Source organism: Nocardia sp. CA-119907, from assembly GCF_050955995.1.
Taxonomy (GTDB): Bacteria; Actinomycetota; Actinomycetes; order Mycobacteriales; family Mycobacteriaceae; genus Nocardia.
Genome location: NZ_CP192091.1, coordinates 2,654,124 through 2,674,092 on the forward strand (window position 1 = coordinate 2,654,124; position 19,969 = coordinate 2,674,092).

Annotated in this window: 16 protein-coding genes; 12 read left to right on the forward strand and 4 right to left on the reverse strand. The window is 67.6% G+C overall.

What is annotated here, in order from left to right; translation table 11 throughout:
• Window positions 1-20 precede the first annotated feature (20 nt).
• A complete protein-coding gene (locus tag ACQP2D_RS11915) occupies window positions 21-1,700 on the forward strand; it encodes a PucR family transcriptional regulator (protein ID WP_433683769.1) in 1,680 nt (559 codons plus the stop codon).
• A 431-nt stretch (window positions 1,701-2,131) separates the two neighbouring features.
• On the opposite strand, the gene ACQP2D_RS11920 is transcribed toward ACQP2D_RS11915, so the two are convergent.
• Window positions 2,132-2,863: a hypothetical protein gene (locus ACQP2D_RS11920; protein WP_433683770.1), complete on the reverse strand. Its 732-nt coding sequence runs from the start codon at window positions 2,861-2,863 to the stop codon at window positions 2,132-2,134.
• A 349-nt stretch (window positions 2,864-3,212) separates the two neighbouring features.
• Between ACQP2D_RS11920 and ACQP2D_RS11925 the strand changes: the two genes are divergently transcribed.
• Window positions 3,213-4,157: a hypothetical protein gene (locus ACQP2D_RS11925; RefSeq protein ID WP_433683771.1), complete on the forward strand. Its 945-nt coding sequence runs from the start codon at window positions 3,213-3,215 to the stop codon at window positions 4,155-4,157.
• A gap of 502 nt (window positions 4,158-4,659) precedes the next feature.
• Here ACQP2D_RS11925 and yaaA read toward each other — a convergent pair.
• A complete protein-coding gene (yaaA, locus tag ACQP2D_RS11930) occupies window positions 4,660-5,403 on the reverse strand; it encodes a peroxide stress protein YaaA (protein WP_433685621.1) in 744 nt (247 codons plus the stop codon).
• Between the two features lie 281 nt (window positions 5,404-5,684).
• On the opposite strand from yaaA, the gene ACQP2D_RS11935 reads away from it, so the two are divergent.
• A complete protein-coding gene (locus tag ACQP2D_RS11935; protein WP_433683772.1) occupies window positions 5,685-7,439 on the forward strand; it encodes a proline--tRNA ligase in 1,755 nt (584 codons plus the stop codon).
• A gap of 182 nt (window positions 7,440-7,621) precedes the next feature.
• Window positions 7,622-9,373: an acyl-CoA dehydrogenase family protein gene (locus tag ACQP2D_RS11940; protein ID WP_433683773.1), complete on the forward strand. Its 1,752-nt coding sequence runs from the start codon at window positions 7,622-7,624 to the stop codon at window positions 9,371-9,373.
• Between the two features lie 311 nt (window positions 9,374-9,684).
• Here ACQP2D_RS11940 and ACQP2D_RS11945 read toward each other — a convergent pair whose 3' ends face one another.
• Complete coding sequence (locus ACQP2D_RS11945) at window positions 9,685-10,119, reverse strand: ferritin-like domain-containing protein (protein ID WP_433683774.1); 435 nt, start codon at window positions 10,117-10,119, stop codon at window positions 9,685-9,687.
• Between the two features lie 117 nt (window positions 10,120-10,236).
• Window positions 10,237-10,863, reverse strand: coding sequence for a hypothetical protein (locus ACQP2D_RS11950; protein WP_433683775.1), 627 nt, complete (start codon window positions 10,861-10,863; stop codon window positions 10,237-10,239).
• A 286-nt stretch (window positions 10,864-11,149) separates the two neighbouring features.
• Between ACQP2D_RS11950 and rimP the strand changes: the two genes are divergently transcribed.
• The 8 genes from rimP (at window position 11,150) to ACQP2D_RS11990 (ending at window position 19,950) form a co-directional block, all read left to right on the forward strand.
• Complete coding sequence (gene rimP / locus ACQP2D_RS11955) at window positions 11,150-11,818, forward strand: ribosome maturation factor RimP (RefSeq protein ID WP_433683776.1); 669 nt, start codon at window positions 11,150-11,152, stop codon at window positions 11,816-11,818.
• Entirely contained in the window at window positions 11,815-12,846 is a 1,032-nt protein-coding gene (gene nusA / locus ACQP2D_RS11960) for a transcription termination factor NusA (RefSeq protein ID WP_433683777.1), read from the forward strand. The genes rimP and nusA overlap by 4 nt, the downstream gene beginning before the upstream one ends.
• Before the next feature lie 122 nt (window positions 12,847-12,968).
• Entirely contained in the window at window positions 12,969-13,301 is a 333-nt protein-coding gene (locus tag ACQP2D_RS11965; RefSeq protein WP_433683778.1) for a YlxR family protein, read from the forward strand.
• A 108-nt stretch (window positions 13,302-13,409) separates the two neighbouring features.
• Window positions 13,410-16,469: a translation initiation factor IF-2 gene (gene infB, locus ACQP2D_RS11970; protein WP_433683779.1), complete on the forward strand. Its 3,060-nt coding sequence runs from the start codon at window positions 13,410-13,412 to the stop codon at window positions 16,467-16,469.
• 85 nt (window positions 16,470-16,554) lie between these two features.
• Window positions 16,555-16,845: a DUF503 domain-containing protein gene (locus ACQP2D_RS11975; RefSeq protein WP_040693064.1), complete on the forward strand. Its 291-nt coding sequence runs from the start codon at window positions 16,555-16,557 to the stop codon at window positions 16,843-16,845.
• 35 nt (window positions 16,846-16,880) lie between these two features.
• A complete protein-coding gene (rbfA, locus tag ACQP2D_RS11980; protein ID WP_433683780.1) occupies window positions 16,881-17,324 on the forward strand; it encodes a 30S ribosome-binding factor RbfA in 444 nt (147 codons plus the stop codon).
• Window positions 17,325-17,346: 22 nt separating this feature from the next.
• Window positions 17,347-18,372 (forward strand): DHH family phosphoesterase, encoded by a 1,026-nt coding sequence (locus ACQP2D_RS11985; RefSeq protein WP_433685622.1) that lies wholly within the window; start codon window positions 17,347-17,349, stop codon window positions 18,370-18,372.
• A 132-nt stretch (window positions 18,373-18,504) separates the two neighbouring features.
• Window positions 18,505-19,950 carry an MATE family efflux transporter gene (locus ACQP2D_RS11990; RefSeq protein ID WP_433683781.1) on the forward strand — a complete coding sequence of 482 codons (1,446 nt, stop codon included), beginning with the start codon at window positions 18,505-18,507 and terminating at the stop codon, window positions 19,948-19,950.
• Window positions 19,951-19,969: the final 19 nt, after the last annotated feature.

Consider the following 19,969-nt stretch of genomic DNA (forward strand, 5'->3'; position numbering starts at 1 on the left):
TTTGGTTTTACAATTCGTAGGTGCTGCTCTCCGTTGCCGATGTGCTGGCCATGCCGGTGGTGCGCGCGGGCGAGCCGCAGGTCGCCGGCGGGGGATCGCTGGATCGGCCGGTGCGATGGGTGCACGTCAGCGACCTGCCGGATGTCGCCGAACTGCTGGTCGGCGGGGAGCTGATGCTGACCACGGGCTTGGCATTGACCGGTGGTGACGAATCGACGGTCGCCTATCTGCGATCGCTCGCCGCGGCGGGAGTGGCCGGGTTGGTCGTGGAACTCGGCGCGGCAGTGCCGGAGTTGCCCCGGGTGGTGGTGGAGCTGGCCGATGAACTCGAGCTGCCGGTGGTCGCCCTGCATCGGGTTACCCGATTCGTGGAGATCACCGAGGCGGTACACCGGGTCATCGTGGCCGACCAGTACGCCGAACTCGAGTTCGCGCGCACCGTGCACGAGACGTTCACGGAGTTGAGCGTGCGCCGAGCCGCGCTGGCCGAGATCGTCAAGACCGCCGCGGACATGCTCGATTCCTCGGTGGTGCTGGAAGATCTGGCGCACCGGGTACTGGCGCTCACCGCCCGGCACACCAGCACCTCGGCGATGCTGGAGAACTGGGAGACCACCTCGCGACTGCTGCCCGACGGGTGGGATGTGGTCGCGGTCGGCCCGCACACCCAGCGGTGGGGTCGACTGATTCTGCGATCGAGCCGGGTCCCGACGCCGCGGGCGCGGATGGTGCTGGAGCGCGCGGCCCAAACGCTGACGCTGCACCGGATGATCGACAAGGACCGCTTCGGCCTGCATCGGCAGGCGCAGACCGGACTCATCGACGATATGGTCAACGGCCGCGTGCTCGACGAGCGCGATGCGCAGGCCAGGGCGGCCGCGCTGGGGCTGCTGACCCGCCGGGTGAACTACGTTCCGCTCGCGGTAGCCGTTGCCGCCCTTGCCGAAGCCGATCAGGTCGCCAGGCAGCGGCGCAGTGCGGGCGTGCTGGACGCGGTGACCCACGGCCTCGGGCTGTCGAAGGCGACCGCATTGACCGCGGCCGAGCACGGCGATCGGGTCGGCATGGTGCTCGCGGTGGCGCGCAGCGCCGATCTCGACGACGCGCTCCGTGCGGTATGCACGGCGATCACCGCCGAGGTGCGGCGGGTCGACGGGGTGCACCGCGTGGTCATCGGCGTTGGTGCCGAGGGGGATTCGCTGCTGGATACCGCGCGCGAGTTGGCGCACGCATCGCATGTCGCCGAGGTCGCGCTATCGCTGGAATCGTCGGTATCCGAGTCGCCGCGCTCGCGAGGCACGGCGTGGGCACGCTCCGCTACCGCCTCCGGGCCGGTCGCTCGGGCGGCAGAGCCGCGGCCGTTCTATCGCAGCGGCGATATCCGATTGCGCGGACTGCTCTCGCTGATCCGCAGTGAACCCGGTGTGCAGAGTTTCGCCGAAACGGAGTTGAGTGCGTTGCTGCACTACGACATTCGGCATGCGGCCGATCTGACGCGCACGCTGCGGCAGTTCCTCGATGTGGCGGGCAATAAGACCGAACTCGCCAAGCGACTCAATATCAGCAGACCCACCCTCTATGACCGGCTCGCTCGCATCGAGCGGATCCTCGACGTCGACCTCGAGGACGGCGAATCCCGCACCTCGCTGCATACCGCATTACTCATTCGCGACCTGTCCGCCGACGCCGACGAGTCCTGACCGGCAACTCGACGAAAGACGTTCTGACGCAAGGGAACCCGAGGGTCTAGCCTACCCTCGGGTTCCTCGGTGCCACCCAGATTCGCGCACCGGATCGTGGGATCGGATCAAGCTCACCGCGACGCGTCCTACGTTTGGACCATCTCCGCATGTGGCGCGGAGAACGGGGGTTGAACCCGCACCTCGTCGCTCCGTGTCCTTTCCTCGTGATCGGGTGATCGGCGGCGAATACTCGAGCTGGAGCGAGAGTCTGAGATTCCGGCTGCCTCTACCGATTGGGCTATCCGGGCCTGTGTCCGGAGCGGGATTCGAACCCGCACTGTCACCGTGTCTTCAGGCTTATCTTCAGTTTGAGTTTGCGCTCTTGCGCTTCCCCCGCACCGGCGGGGGAGTCCGTGGGGTCGAGGGCGACTATTCGCCCCCGACCGGTCTCAGCGGAAGAGGTAACGGAAGATCACATCACCGGTTTTGCGGTCGGTGACCTCGGTTCCATTGGCCTCCTCGCGGGCGAATTTGACCGCCTGCTGGAGCTTTTCGATGCGCTCGACCAGCTCGTTGACCCGTCGGGCGGGCAGCGCGCCGGAGAACTTCACCGTGGTCCAGTAGCCGATCGCGATGTCCTCGTAGTACACCTCGACCTGGGCCGGGTGCTTCTCGGTCGCCTCGGCCTTGACGTGGTTGCGCGGCACCTTCTTGGTGCGAATGGTGCGCACGGCATCGGTGCGCCAGGTGTCGGACGAATCGTCGAACGCCCACGCCTCGGCGGCGTCGAGCACCGGCAGCTTCTTCACGAAGGTGTGCAGATCGGCCAGTTGCTTCTCCAGGAACAGCAGGTAGGAGACCGGTACGGCGGCGAGCAAGGTCTGCTCGTCCACCCGGACGTCGGCCCTGGCCTCGCAGTTCGTCCAGTCCTTGGTCGCGGTCACGTCGAACAGCCGGGTCAGCGTCGCGGCCGTCTGGCGCAACACCTCCTCCGACTTCACCTGCACGCGCGTCGACTCCGGCGGAAGCTGTTCGCCCTCTTCATCTTTCGGCTGATAGGTGCGCGCGATACCGGCCAGCAATCCCGGCTTCTGCAGCTGATTGTGGGTCTCGGCCAATTCGCGCAGCGCGCCGCTCTTGACGCCCTTCTCCACCGCGATGATCTGATTCAGCTTCGTCATCTCTACCTCCCCGAGCGCACTCGTACGCCATCACTTTCCTTGTGCGGCCTCTCTTTTCGGATTTCCCCCGCCGCTCGCGGCAACAGTACAGACCGCTCGTCCGGTGCGCATCCGATTTTCCTTTCCACCCGTAGGGACTGGTCCGCACTCGCCCGCCCATCCGCCGGCGCTAGCCGCCCAAATTAGCCGTCACACACCCAGTAGGCATCGCGCAAAGGCTTATAGCTTGTGCGAGGTCGCGACTGGGTGTGCGGGAGCAATTGGGGGGAGTTGTGCACAACCCCGGAGTTATGCACATTTGGGGGTTTGGGGCTTCTGAGGGCGGGCGAGGGTGGGGAGTATCGGGGGTGTGAAGGTACCAAGGACGATTTCTCGGCATGCCGCGCTCGAGGCGGGGCTGGCCGCGCATGAGTTGAGCGGGCCCGGTTGGCAGCGGATCTGTCGCGGACGGTATGCCCGGGCGGTCGATGTGGGCGGGCTGAGCGCCGAACAGCGGCACCTGTTGCTGATCGGTGCTGTGGCGGCGGGTGCCAGTTCCGCAGCCGTCGTCAGTCATGTTTCGGCGGCGGTCGCGCATGGGCTACCGATATGGTCCCTTCCGTTGACGCGGGTTCATATGACGCGCAACCGCGCATCGGGAGCTCGCATCGGTCCGCGAATCGTGGTGCACGCCACGTCGACCGAGCCGGATGAGGTCGTGCAGGTCGGCGACTTTCGGGTGACGACGATGGCACGCACCGTCATCGATCTGGCGCGGACCGTGCCGTTCGAACAGGCCGTTGTCATCGGCGACGCCGCACTGCGTTTCGAGCGGACCACCCGATCCGAACTGGCGCAACAGCTGTCGCGGTCAGCGGGTCGCCCGGGATGCCCGGCCGCGCGACGCGTGGTCGAGTTCCTCGATGGCCGTGCCGAGAGCCCCGGCGAATCACGAAGTCGAGCCGCGTTGCGCGCCTTCGGATTTCCAGCTCCGGAACTGCAGCCCACGATAGTGGACGCCGAGGGCGCTTTCGTCGCCCGAGTCGACTTTCTGTTCCCAACCCTGGGCGTAGTCGGTGAGTTCGACGGGATGGTCAAGTACCGCAGCAATACTCCATCCGGCACGCCGGAGTCCGCGGTGATCGCCGAGAAGATCCGCGAAGACGCCCTGCGTGCCCTCGGCTGGATCGTGATCCGTTGGATCTGGCGCGACCTGGACACCACGGACCGCTGGCGTACCCGGCTCACCCGAGCCGCCGACCTGGCCCGCCCCTACCCTCGCTCCGGCACCTGGCACCCCACCGCACGCATCTGACCCGCACCAAACCGTCGGCAATGACCCGCAAGCGCCGACAAGACCTCGCCCGCGACTGCCGCTTCGATGGGTGGCTGCCGCTTCGATGGGTGGCTGCCGCTTCGATGGGTGGCTGCCGCTTCGATGGGTGGCTGCCGCTTCGATGGGTGGCTGCCGCTTCGATGGGTGGCTGCCGCTTCGATGGGTGGCTGCCGCTTCGATGGGTGGCTGCCGCTTCGATGGGTGGCTGCCGCTTCGATGGGTGGCTGCCGCTTCGATGGGTGGCTGCCGCTTCGATGGGTGGCTGCCGCTTCGATGGGTGGCTGCCGCTTCGATGGGTGGCTGCCGCTTCGATGGGTGGCTGCCGCTTCGATGGGTGGCTGCCGCTTCGACGGGTGACCGCCCCCTCGACGGGCGACCGCCACCGAGCTGCTGCTCGCCCCCTTCGCTGCACAGCCAGTCGGCATCGCGCAGAGGTTATGAACTATGCGGCATCGGCACACGCTGTGCGACACCGAGTGTGTCAGGTGATGATGAGGAGTTCGGTCGGGGAGGCTATTTCGGTGCGGAGGCCGGATTTGGTGGCGATGCGGGCGACGGCGCGGATGTCGGTGGGGTCGGCGCGGGTGAGGACGAGGGCGCGGGCGAGCAGGCCCTTGTGGTGTTTGTTGAAGTGGCTGACCACGGTTCGCGAGCCGTTGGGGTGTTCGGTGAGGACATTGGCGGTAATGGCGTCGGGGACGCGGCCGAGCTGTTGGTAGGTGCCCGAACGGAGGTCGATGACAAGTTCGCCCGCGGCTTCGGCGTGCAGGGCGTCGGGCAGGACATCGCGCCAGATGGCGGAAAGGGTCGACAGGCCGGGGAGTTTGGAACCGCCGGAGAGCCGGTAGGCGGGGATGAGGTCGTCGGCGCGCACAGCGCCGAACAGTGCCGAGCCGATGCCGAGGCGTGCATAGGCCTTGGCGCGTTGCACCTTGGTAAAGGAGCGGGCATCGAGAGCGTCGTAGAGGACGCCGGTGTAGCGCTCCAGCGCGGGCCGGGTCGCGGAACTGCGCAAGGTCGCATTGCGAGCGATGTCGGTATCGGCCCCTTTACCCAGGCCGAGTACCGCACGCGCGGCGTCCGGGTCGGCGGCCAGCTTGACGACCTCGTCGATGAGCCGGTCGCGCACCACCGTGAGCTGCGGCATCGCCAGCGACTCCAGCTCGAGCGGCCCGTCGGTTCCACCGTCGGATTTGGTTTCGGAAGGAGGCAGCAGGACCAGCACGACCGAATACGGTACCGGCGCGCGAGCGAGTATCAACGAGCGAGCCATGAACTCAGCGTCGGCGCGTGGCGGAGTCGCGTGTGGGCGAGGGCGGTGACGTGAGCGAGTGTGCGACGAACACAGTGCGCGTCCAGGCGGGGCGGTTTCGAGGGTCGGTGAGGAGGAGCCGTGAGCGGTCAGGGCTCGGAGGCGGTAGCCTGCGTAACCGCGGAGCCCCCGCGCGCGCCGAAATGGGCCGATGCCTTGCAGACATCGTTCGGCCAGCGACTACCCTGTCGTCCGTGATCACCCGCCTCTCCCACCTGTTCCTGCGTACCCTGCGCGACGATCCCGCCGACGCCGAGGTGCCCAGTCACAAACTCCTCGTCCGCGCCGGATATGTGCGGCGCATCGCCCCGGGCGTGTACTCGTGGCTACCGCTGGGCCTGCGGGTGCTGCGGCGGGTCGAGGAAGTCGTGCGTGAGGAGATGAACGCCATCGGCGCGCAGGAGATCTCGCTGCCCGCCCTGCTGCCGCGCGATCCGTATGAGACCACCAACCGGTGGACCGAATACGGCGACGGCCTGTTCCGACTGCAGGACCGCAAGGGTGCGGACTATCTGCTCGGCCCCACCCACGAGGAGCTGTTCGCGCTCACCGTGAAGGGTGAATACAGCTCGTACAAGGATCTTCCGGTCACGCTGTACCAGATCCAGACCAAATATCGGGATGAGGAGCGTCCCCGCGCCGGCATCCTGCGCGGGCGCGAATTCATCATGAAGGACTCCTACTCCTTCGATCTGGACGAGGACGGGCTCAAGGCCAGCTACAACGCGCACCGCGAGGCCTACCAGCGCATTTTCAGCCGGCTCGATGTCAAGTACGTCATCGTCGCGGCCACCTCGGGCGCGATGGGCGGCAGTGCGTCGGAGGAATTCCTCGCCGACAGTCCGGTCGGTGAGGACACCTACGTGGTGTGCCGGGAGTCCGGATACGCGGCGAATGTGGAAGCGGTGGTCACGCCCGCTGCCGAATCGCTGCCGATCGAGGGGCTGCCCGCTGCGGTCGTACACGACACCCCGAACACCCCGACCATCGCGACGCTGGTGGATTGGGCCAACGGCGCGGGCATCGCCGACCGTCCCGTCACCGCCGCCGACACCTTGAAGAACATCATGGTGAAGCTGCGGCATCCGGACGGTAAGTCCGAACTGCTCGGCATCGGCATTCCCGGCGACCGCGAGATCGACGACAAGCGCCTCGGCGCTTCGGTCGAGCCCGCCGAGGTGGAACTGCTCACCGAGGCCGATTTCGCCGCCAACCCGTTCCTGGTGAAGGGTTACATCGGCCCGAAGGCGCTGCAGGCCAACGGTGTTCGCTACCTGGTCGACCCGCGCATCGGTACCGGCACCAGCTGGATCACCGGCGCCGACGAGCCGGGTAAACACGTCGTCGGCCTGGTCGCCGGCCGCGACTTCACCCCCGACGGCACCATCGAGGCCGCCGAGGTGCGCGACGGCGATCCCTCGCCCGACGGTCGTGGCGTCCTGGTGTCGGCGCGCGGCATCGAGATCGGCCACATCTTCCAACTCGGCAACAAGTACACCGACGCGTTCGAGGTGGACGTGCTCGGCGAGAACGGCAAGCCGGTGCGACTCACCATGGGCTCCTACGGCATCGGGGTCTCGCGCATGGTCGCGGTCATCGCCGAACAGCAGCACGATGAGAAGGGCCTGCGCTGGCCGCGCGAGGTCGCGCCGTTCGATGTGCACGTGGTCATCGCGAACAAGGACGAGTCCTCGCGTGAGGGCGGCGAACAGGTCGCGGCGCTGCTGGATGCGGCCGGACTCGATGTGGTCCTCGACGACCGCAAGGCCTCGCCCGGTGTGAAGTTCAAGGATTCCGAGCTGATCGGTGTCCCGCTGGTCGTGGTCGTCGGCCGCGGCTGGGCCGAGGGCAAGGTCGAGATCCGCGATCGCTTCACCGGGGAGTCCACCGAGGTCCCCGCCGATGTGGTGGTCGAATCGGTGCTCGCGCAGGTGCGCGGCGAACGATAGGTCGGCCTTCGGCGACCGGTCGCGAAGCCCGGGCGACTACGGCAATGCTGAGAACGACAGCAACCGGGGTCGACCGGGCTTCTCACATCCGCCCTGACCTACGGTTCCGTAGGCACGATTCGTCGCCAGCGGTATTCGTGGACCCGCTCCAGGCTGCTGTTACCCGCTGGTAAGTTAACAGCATGACGAGCACCGACGCGTTGTTGTTCAACCCCGCCACCTACGACCCGAAGCAGTTCGACGCCGAGACGCGACGGCTGCTGAAGGCGACCATCGAATGGTTCGAATCGCGGGGTAAGCGGCAGTTGCTTGCCGACGATGCCGATGCGGTGTGGGTATCGGACTTCCTCGAGTTCGTCAAGAAGGAGAAGCTGTTCGCGACCTTCCTGACGCCCGCCGCCTACGCCGACGGCGACGAGAACCGGCGCTGGGACGGGGCGCGCAATGCGGCGCTGTCGGAGGTCTTCGGGTTCTACGGGTTGGCGTACTGGTACGCCGAACAGGTCACCATCCTGGGCCTGGGCCCGATCTGGCAGAGCGATAACGAGGCCGCCAAGAAGCGCGCCGCCGCCGATCTCGTCGACGGTCAGGTGATGGCGTTCGGTCTGTCCGAGCGCGACCATGGTGCCGACATCTACAACACCGACCTGATCCTGACGCCGACCGAACCCGGCAGCGCGGACGCCGATGCCGGAATTCTGTTCCGCGCCAATGGCGTGAAGTACTACATCGGCAATGGCAATGTCGCATCGATGGTGTCGGTGTTCTCCCGCCGCGCCGATATCGACGGCGCGGACGGCTATGTCTGGTTCGCCGCCGACAGCCGTCACGACAACTACGAACTCATCGACAATGTCATCCACGGCCAGTTGTACGTGAGCACCTTCGCGCTGCACGACTACCCGGTGACCGCCGCCGATATCCTGTCCACCGGTCCCGAGGCCTTCTCCGCCGCGCTGAACACCGTCAACGTGGGCAAGTTCAACCTGTGCCACGGCAGTATCGGTATGGTCGAGCACTCGTTCTACGAGGCCATCACGCACTCCAACAACCGCATTCTCTACGGTAAGGCCGTCACCGAATTCCCGCATGTGCGAACGAATTTCGTGGACGCCTACGCGCGCATCGTCGCGATGAAGCTGTTCAGCGACCGCGCCGTCGACTACTTCCGCAGCGCCAGCCTCGAGGACCGCCGCTATCTGCTGTTCAACCCGATGACGAAGTCCAAGGTGACCTCCGAGGGCGAGACGGTCATGACGCTGCTGCTGGATGTGCTGGCCGCCAAGGGATTCGAGAAGAACACCTACTTCGCCCAGGTCGCCCGCTATATCGGCACGCTGCCCCGGCTGGAGGGCACGGTGCATGTCAATGTCGGCCAGATCCTGAAGTTCATGCCGAACTACCTGTTCAACCCGAAGGACTACCCGGAGATCGGCACCCGGCACGACGCGGCCGACGACGAGTTCTTCTTCCGCCAGGGCCCGGCCCGCGGCGCGGGCAAGGTGCGGTTCGCCGACTGGACCCCGGTGTACGAAAAGCACGCCGACCTGCCGAATGTCGCGCGCTTCTACGAACAGGCCCAGGCCCTGCGCACCCTGCTGACCACGGCCGCACCCGATGCCGACCAGCAGCAGGACCTGGACTTCATGCTGACCATCGGCCACCTGTTCTCCCTGGTGGTCTACGGCCAGCTGATCCTGGAGCAGGCCGCCATCATCGGCCTGGACCGCGACATCATCGAGCAGATCTTCGACTTCCAGATCCGCGACTTCAACGGCTACGCCACGACCCTCTACGGCAAGCCCTCCGCCACCCCCGACCAAGAGGCCTGGGCCGCCTCGTCCCTACGGCCGCCGGTAGCCGACGGCCCCCGCTTCGACCGCATCTGGACCCAGGTCGCCGCCTACGACGGCACCTACGAAATGCGCTCATAGCCCCACATTCCCCGCCCAACTGCGGGCCGCCGCGCCTGGCTCGGTACGCCGTGCCCGGCGCGGCGGGTGGGGTGTGGCAGCCGAGTCCGCGCGCGGCGGGCGAAATAGTGAGCAGCGGAGCGGGTGCTCAATCGTCACCAGGCGCACTGCGCATTCGGTGAGCGTGCCGACGCACATTCGGCGGATGGCACCAGCGAAATGCTGCCGTAGGCACCGCGATCCCGCTGAACGCGAGTCGCCGCCGGGACTTGCTCGTCGCGCACCGATCCGTCAGCGAATCGGTGCGTGGCTCTGGGAAGTGCGAGCGTGAGTCAGGCCTTGCCGGGGAAGGCGGTGGTGGGCGGGTTGGTGCCGAGGATTGATTGCCAGGTGGCGAGGCGGACGGCGCATTCGGTGAGGGCATCGACGCCCATCCGGCGGATGGGGTCGGAAGTGCCGTTCTCGACGACCGAGCGCCAGGCGACGGCGGTGTCGGTTTCCACCGTGACGGCCAGGTTCGCGGCTGGGATCGGGTCGTTCACCGGAAACGGTGTGGTGTAGGCCGCGTCGGGTGGCGGTGCCGCCACTCCGGCCGACTTCAGCGCATCGATGGTGGTGTCGCGGCGGGCACGATGGGCGGCGGTGTCCTCGGCGACCAACCGGGTTCGCTCGGCGGAGGCATAGGCCGCGATCACCCCATAGGCGTATACCGCCGAGTATTCGGCGCGCAATGCGTCGAGCAAGGCATGGCGTTCGGCTTCGGTCATGTGCTCATCCCTGGCTCAGGACGTGGGCCGTGCACACAGCGGGCAGCACGGCTCGGTGGGCGATGTCGGTCGGGGGCGCGTCCCCGGCGTCGGACAAGGCTTGGTGTTCGGCATGATTCATGCGAGCAAGACCCCGGCCTGCGCCGCGCATGCCGCACTGATGGAGGCCAATAGGCCCGCGCGGTAACCGGACTGGGTGCGGGCGAGATCGCCTGCGGACTGCTGTGAGTTGGTGAGGCGCGTGCGCAGCTCGTCGATACTCGGCGGCTGGGTGGGCGTTGTTTCGGTACCGGACGCCGCTGGGGAGGCGGCGGAGCCGGATGGGGCGGGTTGGCGGGTGCGGTGCGCCGGCGTCGTCCCGTCGCCGTAAACGCCGATGACGCGGTTGATTTCGGCGCGCAGCGCGTCGGCGTGTTCGGTGCGTTCGCTGGCGATCGCGGTCAGCGCGGCGTGCCGCTGTGGCGTCACGGCGATCGCCGCGGTCGCCGCCGCGGCGTCGGTGCGCGCCAGAACCTCTTGTGCGGCAAGCGGATCGGGCTCGTACACCTTCTTGTCCGTACATCCGGCCAGCGCGCCGACGGCCAGCACACCCACCGCGCCGCCGCCTGCCAGCCGCAATGCGGTCCGGCGGTCGACGATGTTCGGGCGAACGGCGCCAGCGTCGCTGTGCTGGACTCGGTGCCGGTCTTCGGGGATGCCGGAAGTGCACCCGGCGCGCGGCGGGGCGGGGAGGCGGATGGGCACGGCACCATCGTGCCAGATTCACGAGGCTCCACCGACCAGGCGTGTGCCGCGCCGCCGACCACACATCCGTCGCGCGGCCGGTCGCACGGCTACCGTCCGGTCGGCACGACACCCGCCGCGCCGGGTCGCAGGCGCGTGGCCAGGAAACTTGCTCGAGGCCGCTGGTCCATTACACTCTCGGAGCGCGTTACGCTAGATCTCCGGTAGAGAAATTTTTCCGCCAGTGACTGCCCGCAGTTCGCTGGAAAGATCAGCCGTCTGACAACTGAACCAGGAGCCGCCCCACATGCCCATGCCGACCGAGGAAAGGGTGAGCCAGCTTGTTGCTGGACTCGTCGAGCGCCGAGGATTCGACCTCGAGGGTGTCGAGATCTCGACGGCGGGCACGCATGTGGATGCGCAGGTTCGGGTGCAGGTGATCGTGGACAGCGACGCGGCCTCCGATCTGGACTCCATCGCGAAACTGAGCGCCGAGCTGTCCGAGGTCCTCGATGAGGCGGGCGATTTCGGCGAAACCCCCTACCTGCTCGAGGTGACGAGCCCGGGCATCGACCGTCCGCTCACCGCCGATCGGCACTGGCGCCGCGCGCAGGGCCGCAAGGTGCGGATCACATTGCGCGCTGGTGCGCCATCGCCGGATCCCAAGTCATCGGACAAGTTCGAGGCCAGGGTCGGCATCCTCACCGACGACACGGTGGCGCTGGTGCTCGGCGGCAAGAACAAGCCGCACCGGGTGCACATTCCGGTGGCCGATATCGCCGAGGCCGTCGTCCAGGTGGAGTTCAACCCGCCCGGTGCGCGGGAACTGGAACTCGCGGGCGGAGTCGCGCCCGGCCGTCCGCGGCCGGGACAGGAGGAGGCGGTGGACCTCGCCGCCGATGTCCGAGGAACAACCGATGCACCAACCGAATCATCAGAAGCGTCCGATGCGCCGACCGAAGGGATCGTGGAATGAACATCGAAATCGAAGCCCTGCGCGCGATTGTCGCCGATAAAGGGATCTCGATCGAGACCGTGATCTCCGCGATCGAGTCGGCGCTGCTCACGGCCTACCGCCACACCGAGGGCCACCAGCCCAACGCGCGTATCGATATCAATCAGAAGACCGGCGTGGTCCGGGTAATGGCCCGCGAACTCGACGTCGACGGCAATGTGATCTCCGAATGGGATGACACCCCAGAGGGTTTCGGTCGAATCGCCGCGACCACCGCGCGCCAAGTGGTGCTGCAGCGGCTGCGTGATGCCGAGAACGAGAAATCCTTCGGCGAGTTCTCCACCCATGAGGGCGACATCGTCGGCGGTGTGGTGCAGCGCGACGCCCGCGCCAATGCCCGCGGCACGGTGGTGGTGCGCATCGGCAGCGAACTGCACGGCACCGAGGGGCTGATCCCGCCCGCCGAGCAGGTGCCGGGCGAGAGCTACGAGCACGGCGACCGGATCAAGTGCTACGTCGTCGGCGTATCCCGTGGTCCGCGCGGCCCGCAGATCACCCTCTCGCGCACCCACCCGAATCTGGTGCGCCGCCTGTTCGCACTCGAGGTGCCCGAGATCGCCGACGGTTCGGTGGAGATCGTCGCCGTCGCCCGCGAGGCCGGACACCGCTCCAAGATCGCGGTGCGCACCACCGTGCCCGGTGTCAATGCCAAGGGCGCCTGTATCGGCCCGATGGGACAGCGCGTGCGCAATGTGATGAGCGAGCTGGCCGGGGAGAAGATCGACATCATCGATTACGCGGACGATCCGGCGACCTTCGTCGGCAACGCGCTTTCCCCCTCGAAAGTGGTCTCGGTCACCATCGTCGATCCGGAGGCGCGCGCCGCCCGAGTGGTCGTGCCCGACTTCCAGCTCTCGCTCGCCATTGGCAAGGAAGGGCAGAACGCCAGGTTGGCGGCTCGCCTGACCGGCTGGCGGATCGATATCCGCAGCGATGCGGCACCCGATGCGGGCAGCGGCAGCGTGCGGACGGAGGCGCATCGCAGTTGACCGATTCCCGCCAATCGGGCCCGCCGGATGACAGGTTCGTAACTTCGAAAGGGGCGGGGTTCGGTGTTCCGAGCGGGACAGCGGTAGAGTGGTGTCAGGTTCAGCGCGAGCCTTCGGTTCCTTTGTTCGAACGCACCACCGAGCAAGTCCCGGCGCACCGACGTCGAGAAGCTCCGGTGCGGACGTGTATCGGATGCCGAAAGCGCGAGCTGGCCGTCGATCTGTTGCGGATCGTGGCGCAGGACTGTGAGACCGGTGACGGTTCCGAAGTTGTTGCGATAGTTCCCGATCCGCGGCGCAGACTTCCCGGACGGGGTGCCTGGCTGCACCCCGTTTCGGTTTGTTTGCGCACCGCAGAACGACGCCGAGCATTCGGCAGAGCACTACGAGTGTCCGGACAACTGGATATCTCAGCCCTGGAGAAGTACCTCGAGAACAGGCACGAGCACTCATGAGCACACCGTGAAGCACCAACGATGAACGTCCATCGGAGATAACCCGAGGTCGTGCGGGCCCGCCTTCCCAAGGCGGAGACACTGCTCGACCTCTCAGTGAGGAGAGCAGTGGCAGGCAAGGCCCGCGTGCACGAGTTGGCCAAAGAACTCGGTGTCACGAGCAAAGAACTACTCGCACGGCTCAAGGAGCAGGGCGAGTTCGTGAAGTCGGCGTCCTCGACGGTGGAAGCACCCGTCGCACGTCGGCTGCGCGAGTCGGTGGCAGGCAAGTCCGCCCCGGCGAACGGCGCTGCGAAGTCCGGGGCGCGCCCCGGTTCCGCACCGTCGAGCACTCCGGCCGCGAAGCCCGCCGCAGGCGGTCCGCGTCCGGGTCCACGTACCCCAGCGCCTGCGCAGGCGGCGACCCCAGCGGCTCCGGCCGCCCGTGAGACGGCGGCTCCGGCTGCCCGCCCGTCCGATGCGGTCCGTCCCGGCCCGGCCGTGCGTCCCGGTCCTGCGGCCAAGCCCGCCCCGCGGGACACCACCCCGGTCCAGGAGACCCCGGCGGCCCCGGCCGCGAAGGCCGCTCCGGCGCCGAGCGCTCCGGCTCAGGGCGGACCCCGCCCGACGCCGGGTGGCGCACGTCCCGGTCAGCACCGTCCGGGTGCACCCGCGCAGGGTGGTCCGCGTCCTGGTGGTCCGGCCGCGGCCGGACCGAAGCCGGGTCCGAAGGCCCCGCGTGTCGGCAACAATCCCTTCTCCTCCGCGCCCGATCGTGAGCGTCCCGCGCCGCGTCCGGCCCCCGGTCAGGGTGGGCCCCGTCCGGGTCCCGGCCAGGGTCCGCGTCCGGGTCCCGGCCAGGGTCCGCGTCCGGGTCCGGCCCAGGGCGGTCCCGGTCCCCGTCCGGGTGGCGCCCAGGGCGAGCGGCGTCCGGGTCCCGGCCAAGGTGGTCCGCGTCCCGGTGGTCCGCGGCCGAGCCCCGGCTCGATGCCGCCGCGCCCGAATCCCGGTGCCATGCCCGCGCGTTCGGCCCGTCCGGGTCCGGGCGGCGGCGCAGGTGCGGGCCGTCCGGGTCGTCCCGGTGGCGGTCCGGGTGGTGGCGGCGGTCGTCCCGGTGGCGGCGGCGGTGGCGGTGGCTACCGCGGTGGCCAGGGCGGCGGCGGCACGGGTGCCCCCGGTGCCGGTGCGGGTGCTCCCGCGGCCGGTGGTTTCCGCGGTCGTCCCGGTGGCGGTGGCGGCGGTCGTCCGGGTGGTCCCGGTGGCCGTGGCGGTGCGGCCGGTGCGTTCGGTCGTCCCGGTGGCGCGCCTCGTCGTGGCCGCAAGTCGAAGCGGGCGAAGCGCGCCGAGTACGAAAGCATGCAAGCGCCCGCCGTCGGCGGCGTTCGTCTGCCACGCGGCAACGGCGAGATCATCCGTCTCGCCCGTGGCGCGTCGCTCTCGGACTTCGCGGAGAAGATCGATGCGAACCCGGCTGCCTTGGTGCAGGCTCTGTTCAACCTCGGTGAGATGGTCACCGCGACCCAGTCGGTGAACGACGAGACCCTCGAGCTGCTCGGCAGCGAGATGAACTACGTCGTGCATGTGGTCAGCCCCGAGGACGAGGACCGCGAGCTGCTGGAATCGTTCGACCTGACCTACGGTGAGGACGAGGGCGGCGAGGAAGACCTCGAACAGCGTCCGCCGGTGGTGACCGTCATGGGTCACGTCGACCACGGTAAGACCCGACTGCTCGACACGATCCGTAAGGCCAACGTCCGTGAGGGCGAGGCCGGTGGCATCACCCAGCACATCGGCGCCTACCAGGTGCTCACCCATCTGGGCGACAACGACCGGCTCATCACCTTCATCGACACCCCGGGTCACGAGGCGTTCACCGCCATGCGTGCCCGTGGTGCGAAGGCCACCGATATCGCGATCCTGGTGGTCGCCGCCGACGACGGCGTCATGCCGCAGACGGTGGAGGCGATCAACCACGCGCAGGCGGCTGATGTGCCGATCGTGGTGGCGGTCAACAAGATCGATAAGGAAGGCGCGAACCCGGACAAGATCCGGCAGCAGCTGACCGAATACAACCTGGTTGCCGAGGAATACGGTGGTGACACCATGTTCGTCGACATCTCCGCCAAGCAGGGCACCAATATCGAGCAGCTGCTCGAGGCGGTGCTGCTGACCGCGGACGCGGCGCTGGACCTGCGGGCCAACCCGGATATGGACGCCCAGGGTGTCGCCATCGAGGCGCACCTCGACCGCGGCCGTGGCCCGGTGGCGACCGTGCTCATCCAGCGCGGCACGCTGCGCGTCGGCGACTCGATTGTGGCGGGCGACGCTTACGGTCGCGTCCGCCGCATGGTCGACGAGCACGGCGACGATGTCGCCGCGGCGCTGCCGTCGCGGCCGGTCCAGGTCATCGGCTTCACGTCGGTGCCGGGCGCCGGTGACAACCTGCTCGTGGTCGATGAGGACCGGATCGCTCGCCAGATCGCCGACCGCCGCAATGCGCGCAAGCGCAACGCACTGGCCGCGCGCAGCCGCAAGCGGATCAGCCTGGAAGATCTGGATGCCGCGCTGAAGGAGACTTCGGAGCTCAACCTGATCCTCAAGGGCGACAACTCCGGTACCGTCGAGGCCCTCGAGGAGGCGCTGCTCGGTATCCAGATTGATGACGAGGTGCGCCTTCGGGTCATCGACCGCGGTGTCGGTGGTGTCACCGAAACCAACGTCAACCTGGCGTCGGCGTCGAACGCGATCATCATCGGGTTCAATGTCCGGGCCGAGGGCAAGGCGACCGAGCTGGCCAACCGCGAAGGCGTGGACATTCGGTACTACTCGGTGATCTACCAGGCCATCGACGAGATCGAGAAGGCCCTCAAGGGCATGCTCAAGCCGATCTACGAAGAGGTCGAGCTGGGCCGGGCGGAGATCCGCGCGATCTTCCGTTCGTCGAAGGTCGGCAATATCGCCGGCTGCATGGTCACCTCGGGTTCGGTCAAGCGCAATGCCAAGGCGCGCTTGCTGCGTGACAACGTGGTGGTCGCCGAGACGGTCACGATCTCCACCTTGAGGCGGGAAAAGGATGACGTCACCGAGGTCCGCGAGGGCTTCGAATGCGGTATGACGTTGACCTACAACGACATCAAGGAAGGCGACGTGATCGAGGCCTACGAGCTGCGCGAGAAGCCGCGCGACTGATTGTGTGCCGGTGGTCCGGCACGGTATCGACGCCGTGCCGGGCCACCGAGACAACCTTTTCGTAGGCACCGATACAGGAGGCTTGGTGTACCTGGGTGCACTGGAGTTCGACATCCTGCTCGGAGATGTGCACTCGCTGAAGCAGAAGCGTTCGGTGATCCGGCCCGTCCTGGCCGAATTGCAGCGCTTCGGTGTGAGTGCCGCTGAGGGTGGGGAACAAGACCGCCATCGTCGCTCATTGCTGGGGGTTGCCATGGTCAGTTCCGGGATGGACCATCTGACCGAGGTGCTCGACAAATGTGAACGACACGTCGCGGCACGTCCGGAGTTAGAGTTGCTGGCAGTGCGCCGCAGGATCTTCGGACCCGAGGACTGACGAGTTCAATAGTTAGTAGTGAGGAGGGTTCAGCCATGGTGGATCAAGCCAGGGCACGCCGACTCGCCAAGCGGATTTCCGCGATCGTGGCGACCGCGATCGAATACGAGGTGAAGGATCCGCGTCTGAATTTCGTGACCATCACCGATGCGAAGGTCACCGGTGATCTGCGCGAGGCGACGGTGTACTACACGGTGATGGGCGAAACCCTCGACGTGGAACCGGATTACGCGGCCGCGGCCGCTGGTCTGGAGAAGGCGAAGGGGGTGCTGCGCTCCAAGGTGGGCGCTGGCACCGGCGTGAAGTTCACCCCGACGTTGGCGTTCGTGCTCGACAAGGTGCCCGACGCCGCGCGGGATATGGAGGAGCTGCTGGCCAGGGCGCGGGCCGCTGATGACGCGGTCGCGAAGGTGGCGGCCACCGCCACCCATGCCGGTGCTGCCGACCCGTACAAGGTCGAACGCGAATCCGACGAGTGACGTGCGGTAGGCGATGACAACGATGCCCGCCGACCCGGGTGCCAGGGGGGTCGATCTCGATGTGGCGGTCCAGCTCGGACCGGCCGTTGCCGCACTGAACGCGGCGCGTTCGGTCACCATCCTGTGTCATGTGCAGCCCGATGCCGACACCATCGGCAGCGGGCTCGCTTTGGCCTTGGTGCTGCACCGTCGGGGCATTCCGGTCTGGGTGTCGTTCGCCGAACCCGCCGAACTGCCCGCCACGATGCGGACATTGCCCGGCGTGCGACATCTGGTGCCGCCCGGCGAGGTACCGGCCGAGGTGGATCTGCTCGTCACCGTGGATTGCGGTAGTGCTGGCCGGCTGGGCGCGCTCGCCGATCGATTGGCCGGAGCCCGAACGACTTTGGTGCTCGACCATCACCGCTCCAATACCCGGTTCGGGACGATCAATGTGATCGACGCGGGCGCGGAGTCGACGACGAGTCTGATCGCCCGAGTGCTCGATGCCTGGCAGGTGCCGATCGATTCCGAAGTGGCACATTGCCTCTACGCCGGGTTGGTCACCGATACCGGGTCGTTCCGCTGGGTGCGTCCAGGCACCCATCAGCTGGCCGAACGGCTGCTGGCCACCGGCATCGACGGTGCGGAAATCACCCGGTCACTGATGGATACGCATCCGTTCGGCTGGTTGCCGATGTTGTCGCGGGTGCTCGGTACGGCGCGGTTGGAGCCGGAGGCGGGCGGCGGGACCGGGCTGGTGTATGCCTTTGTGCGCCGTGAGGATGTCGATGGGGTGCGTTCGGAAGAAGTGGAGAGTGTGGTCGATATCGTCCGCACCACTGCCGAAGCCGGGGTCGCCGCCGTGTTCAAGCAATCGCGCACCGTCGCGGATCGGTGGACCGTCTCGCTGCGTTCGCGCGATAGTGCGCCCGGTGCGCAGGACGGCGTCGATGTCGCTACGGTCGCGGCGTCTTTGGGCGGTGGTGGACATCGGTTCGCCGCTGGGTACACCACGACCGGCACATCGGAGTCGGTAGTCGCGGCACTGCTGGCCGAACTCGGGTGAGCACAGCGGCCGTCGGCTGTCCGGTCGAGCAGTGGGGTGATGGATCGTTCTGTCCGTGCGCGCCGTCGCCGAGCTCTCGCTTCGGGGTGGATGGCACCCCTGGGATCCGGCGGAGTCGGGAACGGTGCATTGATGGGTGAGACACGAGCCGATTCCTCGCCTGGAGCAGTGGGGGATGGCCGCGATTCGGTGGCGGATCGGATATCGGAGTTTGCGGCTGCCTCGGCGGTCAGCGGGGATGCGCCGGATTCGGTTGGCGCGGTTGGCCCCCGACGGATTCTCGGGCTTGCGCTGCCGACTTTGGGCGTGCTGGTGGCCGAACCCATCTACCTGCTGTTCGACCTGGCAGTGGTGGGGCGGCTCGGGGCATTGGCATTGGCTGGTCTCGCGGTTGGTGGATTGATTCTGGCGCAGGTCAGTTCACAGCTGACGTTTCTGTCGTATGGGACTACGGCGCGGGCGGCGCGGCGGCACGGGGCCGGTGATGAGCGCGGTGCGATAGGGGAAGGGGTGCAGGCGACTTGGGTCGCCATATGTGCCGGAACGCTGATTCTTGTTGTGGGACAGGCGGTTGCGGTTCCCCTGACGAATGTGATCGCCGGTGGCGGGGATATCGCCGGGTCGGCGCTGGTCTGGGTGCGGATCGCGTTGTTCGGTGTGCCGTTGATCTTGATCGCGATGGCGGGCAACGGCTGGATGCGTGGGGTGCAGGAGACGCGTAGGCCGCTGCTGTTCGTTATTGCCGGGCTGCTGGTTTCGGGGGTGCTCTGCCCGGCGCTGGTGCACGGGTTGCTGGGTGCGCCGCGATGGGAGTTGGCCGGTTCGGCGGTCGCGAATGCCACCGGCCAAGCCGTGACGGCCGGGCTGTTCCTGAGTGCGCTGGTGCGCGAACGTGTTTCGCTGGCGCCGCACTGGTCGGTGATGCGGGCCCAACTCGTGCTCGGGCGTGACCTGATCGCCCGCAGCCTCGCCTTCCAGGCGAGTTTCGTCTCCGCGGCAGCGGTCGCCGCCCGATTCGGTGCGGCATCGGTGGCCGCACATCAACTGGTTCTGCAGCTCTGGAATTTCCTGGCCCTGACCCTGGATTCGCTGGCGATCGCCGCCCAAACCCTGGTCGGCGCGGCGCTCGGCGCGGGCGACGCATCCGGCGCGCGCGGACTGGCGCGGCGCATCACTCGCTGGTCGGCTGCATTCGCGCTGGCGCTGGCGGCGGTCTTCGCGGCGGGCGCCAGCGTGATCCCTAAGCTGTTCACCGACGACCCCGCCGTTCTGGATCGCACCCATATCGCATGGTGGTTCTTCGTCGCCATCATTCCGATCGCGGGCATCGTCTTCGCCCTCGACGGCGTCCTGCTCGGCGCGGGTGACGCCGCCTACCTCCGCAACACCACCCTCGGTGCCGCCCTGTTCGGCTTCCTGCCCGCCATCTGGCTCGCCCTGATCTTCGATTGGGGCATTGCCGGCATCTGGACCGGGTTGGTCGCATTCATGGTGTTGCGTCTGGTCGCGGTGATCTGGCGCGCCGAATCCGGTCGCTGGGCCAGAGTCGGCACCGAGATTCCGCGTCAGGTCAGCTGACGCGGTCGGCCGCGCCTCG

What these genes read in the sequence shown, in the direction of transcription:
- ACQP2D_RS11920 (WP_433683770.1), bottom strand. Translation starts at nt 2,863, where the DNA reads ATGACGAAGCTGAATCAGATCATCGCGGTGGAGAAGGGCGTCAAGAGC.
- ACQP2D_RS11940 (WP_433683773.1), top strand. Translation starts at nt 7,622, where the DNA reads ATGACGAGCACCGACGCGTTGTTGTTCAACCCCGCCACCTACGACCCG.
- ACQP2D_RS11945 (WP_433683774.1), bottom strand. Translation starts at nt 10,119, where the DNA reads ATGACCGAAGCCGAACGCCATGCCTTGCTCGACGCATTGCGCGCCGAA.
- rimP (WP_433683776.1), top strand. Translation starts at nt 11,150, where the DNA reads ATGCCCATGCCGACCGAGGAAAGGGTGAGCCAGCTTGTTGCTGGACTC.
- nusA (WP_433683777.1), top strand. Translation starts at nt 11,815, where the DNA reads ATGAACATCGAAATCGAAGCCCTGCGCGCGATTGTCGCCGATAAAGGG.
- rbfA (WP_433683780.1), top strand. Translation starts at nt 16,881, where the DNA reads ATGGTGGATCAAGCCAGGGCACGCCGACTCGCCAAGCGGATTTCCGCG.
- ACQP2D_RS11985 (WP_433685622.1), top strand. Translation starts at nt 17,347, where the DNA reads ATGCCCGCCGACCCGGGTGCCAGGGGGGTCGATCTCGATGTGGCGGTC.
- ACQP2D_RS11990 (WP_433683781.1), top strand. Translation starts at nt 18,505, where the DNA reads ATGGGTGAGACACGAGCCGATTCCTCGCCTGGAGCAGTGGGGGATGGC.